3 protein-coding genes are annotated in these 4,706 nt (G+C 75.3%); all 3 read right to left on the bottom strand.

The window, feature by feature from the left end; genetic code table 11:
• Positions 1-281: 281 nt before the first annotated feature.
• Complete coding sequence (locus E1286_RS46165) at positions 282-2,573, bottom strand: DUF5682 family protein (protein WP_132623593.1); 2,292 nt, start codon at positions 2,571-2,573, stop codon at positions 282-284.
• Entirely contained in the window at positions 2,570-3,634 is a 1,065-nt protein-coding gene (locus E1286_RS46160) for an ATP-binding protein (protein WP_132623591.1), read from the bottom strand. The genes E1286_RS46165 and E1286_RS46160 overlap by 4 nt, the downstream gene beginning before the upstream one ends.
• On the bottom strand, positions 3,631-4,706 hold a 1,076-nt coding region (locus tag E1286_RS46155; RefSeq protein ID WP_132623589.1), incomplete at its 5' end, for a DUF5691 domain-containing protein. The genes E1286_RS46160 and E1286_RS46155, both read right to left, overlap by 4 nt.

Raw genomic sequence — 4,706 nt, 5'->3', positions numbered from 1 at the left:
CCCGGCTACCGCCCTCGCCGCCTCCGCCGTCGTACACGGCGGCCAGCGCCGCGTCCATCCCGGCATCGGCGCCGTCCAGCCCGCAGCCGATCCCGTCGGCCGCACCGCCGCCCAGCACCAGCCGCCAGCGCCGCAACCGCTCATCCGCCTCGTTCATCCGCCATCCCTCCGCGTCGTCACGCACCAGTTCCTCTGCCGGCCCCTCCTCGGCGGCCACTGCGCGTGGCCTCCCCTCCGCACTCCCTTTCCCGCTCTTGCCGGGCTGGGGATCCGCTGGGCGGTCATGCCGTCCCCCTGCCGAGGATCGACAGGACGGTGGCGACGGCCGGGGCGGCGCGGTGCTCGTCCAGGTCCTGGGCGGGGCCGGCTTCGGCGCGGTGGGCGGCGCCGGGGCCCGTCGCGCGCAGGCGTTCGCCGACCGCCCGGCGCTCCGGCGCGGCGAAACCGCCGAACGTACGGCGCAGCAGCGGCAGCACGTCGGTGAACTGGTCGCCGGACAGCCCGGTGAGCCAGTCGTCCACCAGGCCGAGCAGGCGCGGGTCGTGCACCAGCAGCAGCCCTCCCCCGGCCAGGAACCCCTCGACCCACGCCGCGGCGCGCGCGGGCGCCTGGCCCCTCGACATGGCGCGCGACATGCGGTCGCCGGCGTCGCCGAGCTCCCCGGAGTCGAGCAGGATGCGGGTGAGACGGCCCTCGATGAGCCCGTGCAGGTCCTGCCGGTCGCTGATGCCGCGCAACGTCCCCATCCACCGCTCCCGCGGCGACCCCCCGATGCCGGGCGTGTCCTCGGCCGTCTCCTCGGCCGTGTACGCGGCCGTGTCCGCGGCGGGGTCGTCGAGGAGGGCGACGGCGGAGTGGACGGCGTCGACGTGTTTGAGGAGGGACGCGGCCGCGTCGTCGTCCAGGCCGGTGACCGCTACCGGCAGGCCCACGCACACGCGTTCCAGCATCGAACGGACGATCGCCGCCAGCCCCGCCACCGAGGTGCCGCGCACGTCGCCGTAGCGGTGGGCGCGCACCATCGCGGGCAGCGCCGCCATCAGGCGGGTGACGTCGGTGTCGAGCGCCGCCTTGGCCGACAACGCCGCGAGCACCTCGGGCAACGCCTGCGGCAGGTCGGCCAGCAGGCACCGTTCGACCAGCGACGTCAGGTCGGCCAGCGTCGCGGAGTCGGCCCCGGCGAGGTCGGCGGCCCGCCGCGCCGCCGCGGCGGCCACCGTGGTGCCGAGCGCGGCGTGCTCGATGAGCGCGAGGTCGTGCTCGGGACGCCACTGCAGCGTCCACGTCTCGCGGAAGGTGCCCTTGCCGCGCGCCTGCCCCGGCGTGCCCCAGCCGACGCCGAGCAGCCGCAGCCGGTGCAGCAGCTGGCTGCGGTCGAGGTCGAGGGGCTTGCGCAGGTCGAGGTCGATCTCGCGGTCGAGCGCCTCCGGCTTGAGCCTCAGCCGCCGCTGCTGCTCGCGCAGGTCGCGCTGGAGCGGCACCATGGGGGTGCCGTCGCTGACGTGGCCGAGCCGGTCGCCGACGACCATGCGCCGCCGGATCAGCTCGACCGCGAGGTCGTCGCCCTCGCACAACACGGCCCTGGCCGCCTCGGTGACCTCGCCGAGCCCGGCCAGAGGACGCCCGCGCAGGGCCGCCAGGCCGCCGGCCAGGCGTACGGACTCGATGACGTGCGCGGACGACACGGCGAGCCCCTCGTCGCGCAGCACCGCCGCGGCGGCGGCGAGCCAGCGCTCGACGGGCCGGTCGGGCGCGTCGAACACATGGTGGTACCAGCCCGGCGAGGTGATGCCCGCGCCGTAGCCGCTCCACGACGCCAGCCGCCCGTACGTCCACGGCACCCACGTCAGCTCCGCCTTGACCTTGGGCAGGCCGCGCAGGACCGCGTTGTCGGCCGTGGCCGGCGGCAGGGGCCCGGCCAGCGCGGGCACGTGCCAGGCCCCGCAGATCACCGCGATCCGCCCGAACCCCTGCTTGAGGACCGCGCGCAGGGTCTTGCGCATGTACGCCTCGCGCGCCGCCTCACGCCCGCCCGGCCGGTAACCCTCGCGTACGGCGGTCATGGCCTCGGCGATCACCTCGAACGGCGTGTCGCCGCGGTGCTCGACGACGTCCTCCCACCAGCGTTCCGGGTCGTCGTAGCCGGCGGCCGAGGCCAGGGCCCCGATGGGATCGGCCGGCACGCCGCCGCCGTGGTCGCCGCCGTGGTCGCCGTCGTGGTCGCCGTCGCTCTCGTGGTCGTCGTCGCCCGCCAGCGTGTGGGCGGCGGGCAGGTCGCAGAAGCGCACCGGGACGCCGGCGGACGTGGCGTACCGGATGGCCTGCCACTCGGGCGAGAACACCGCGAACGGCCAGAACGCGGCACGCGAGGGCTCACCCGGCACGTGGGCGAGCAGGGCGACCGGCGGCTCCAGGCCGGGGGCGAGCGCCACCAGCCCGTCGGCCTCGGGCGGCCCCTCGATGAGGATCGCGTCGGGGCGCAGGCGTTCGAGCTCGCGCCGCACGGCCCGCGCCGAGCCGGGCCCGTGGTGGCGCACCCCCAGGACGGCGACGCCGGAATCCGGGACGCTCATGAGACCTCGCGGCAGGCGCGGTAGAAGTCGCGCCAGTCGGAGCGCTCGCGGACCACGGTCTCGAGGTATTCGCGCCACACCACGCGGTCGGAGACCGGCTCCTGCACCACCGCGCCGACGATGCCGGCCGCCACGTCGGACGGCCGCAGCACGCCGTCGCCGAAGTGGGCGGCCAGCGCGATGCCGTTGGTGAGCACGGAGATGGCCTCGGCGGTCGACAACGTGCCGCTGGGCGACTTGACCTTGGTGCGGCCGTCCTCGGTGACCCCGGCGCGCAGCTCCCGGAAGACGGTCACGACGCGGCGGATCTCCTCCAGCCCGGTCGTCGTCTCCGGCAGCTCCAGCGAGCGGCCGAGCTGGGTGACGCGACGGGAGACGATGTCGACCTCCTCCTCGGCGGTGGCCGGAACGGGCAGCACGACGGTGTTGAAGCGGCGGCGCAGCGCGCTGGACAGCTCGTTGACGCCGCGGTCGCGGTCGTTGGCCGTGGCGATCACGTTGAAGCCGCGCTCGGCCTGGACCTCGCGGTTGAGCTCGGGGATCGGCAGCGTCTTCTCCGACAGCACGGTGATCAGCGCGTCCTGCACGTCGGACGGCATGCGGGTGAGCTCCTCGACGCGGGCGACACGGCCCTCGGCCATGGCGCGCATCACCGGCGAGGGGGTCAGCGCCTCGATCGACGGGCCCTCGGCCAGCAGCCGGGCGTAGTTCCAGCCGTAGCGCACGGCCTCTTCGGCGGTGCCGGCGGTGCCCTGCACGAGCAGCGTCGAGTCACCGCTGACCGCCACCGCCAGGTGCTCGGACAACCACGTCTTCGCGGTGCCGGGCACACCAAGCAGCAGCAGCGCGCGGTCGGTGGCCAGGGTGGCCACGGCGACCTCGACGATGCGCCGCGCGCCCACGTATTTCGGGGTGATCCGGTCGCCGTCGCCCAGGATGTACGTGGTCACCGCCCACGGCGACAGCTTCCAGCCCGGCGGCCTCGGGCGGTCGTCGTCCTTCGCCAGGAGGGCCAGCTCCTCGGCGTACTGGTCTTCCGCGTGCGGGCGCAGAACGGTCATGCGGCAAGCTCCTTGTACATGTCAGCTCGGAAACGCAGCAGGGCGGCGACCTGCTGGATGGGCTCGACGGGCGAGTAGCTCGCCGCGAGCGGGAACAGCGCCGGGTCGATGTGCTCGCCGGCCAGCCTGACCAGCTCGCCGAGGTTCCACGGCTGCGTGGCGTTCACTTTGGTGATCTTGTGAAGGACGGCCGTGGCGAGCTCCTCGCCCCAGGGGGACGACACCCCGCCCAGCACCATGATCAACTGGCTGTCGGGGTCGCGGCCCTCGACGAACCGGGCGGCGAGCTCCTGCTGCTCGCCGGGCGGCAGCGCCTGGAGCAGGTCGGCGATCGGGTCGAAGCCGAACATCGCGCGCGCCCACTCGGGGTCGCGCTGCAGGACGGCGGCGCGTACCCAGGCGGCCCGCACGTCGGCGTCCCAGTCGGGGATGCGCATCTCCAGCATGCGGCCGGGCGGCCCCCACGCCGACAGAGGGGCGCGGGCGACGATCTGCTGCAGCCACCAGGCGCGCTCGCCGGTGCCCCGGGGCGGCTTCGGGCGTACGCCGTCGCGTTCCATCGCCTTGTCGCACGCTTGAGGCGCCTCGACGGCGATGACGTCACCCGTGATCGTCACGCAGGCGGTGAGCCGTTCGGCCATGCGGCGGGACATGCGCGAGCCCGGCAGGCGGGTGAGCAGGTTGGCGGCGGCCTGGCGCACCTCGCGGCGGCGGTCGTCGAGCGCCTCCTCCAGGAACGGCTCGTCGTCCATGCTCAGCCCGTCGGCCAGCAGGGCGACGAACTCGGCCCGGTCGTCGGGCGTCTCGCGCTCCCACGTGCTCTCCAGCAGCCGCCTGGCCTCGCCGGGGTCGGCCGCCCTGAGGGCGCGCAGGTGGGCCAGGCGGTCGGCCGAACCGCCGAGCTCCCACGTCTCGCCCGTGGGCTCGTCGAGGAGGTAGCCCCAGGCGGGGTTGAGCGCCGCCAGCCACCGGCCGCGCTGCGCGGCCAGCACGCCGAGGTGCTCGCGGATCGACCGGTCGCGCCGTCCGCGCTCCAGCAGGTCGGGCAGGGTGTACGGGGGCACCCGGCGGC

Source organism: Nonomuraea terrae (assembly GCF_004348995.1).
GTDB classification, from domain to species: Bacteria; Actinomycetota; Actinomycetes; order Streptosporangiales; family Streptosporangiaceae; genus Nonomuraea; species Nonomuraea terrae.
The sequence above is the reverse complement of the archived record's forward strand: the minus strand, read 5'-3'. Positions and strand labels throughout refer to the sequence as shown.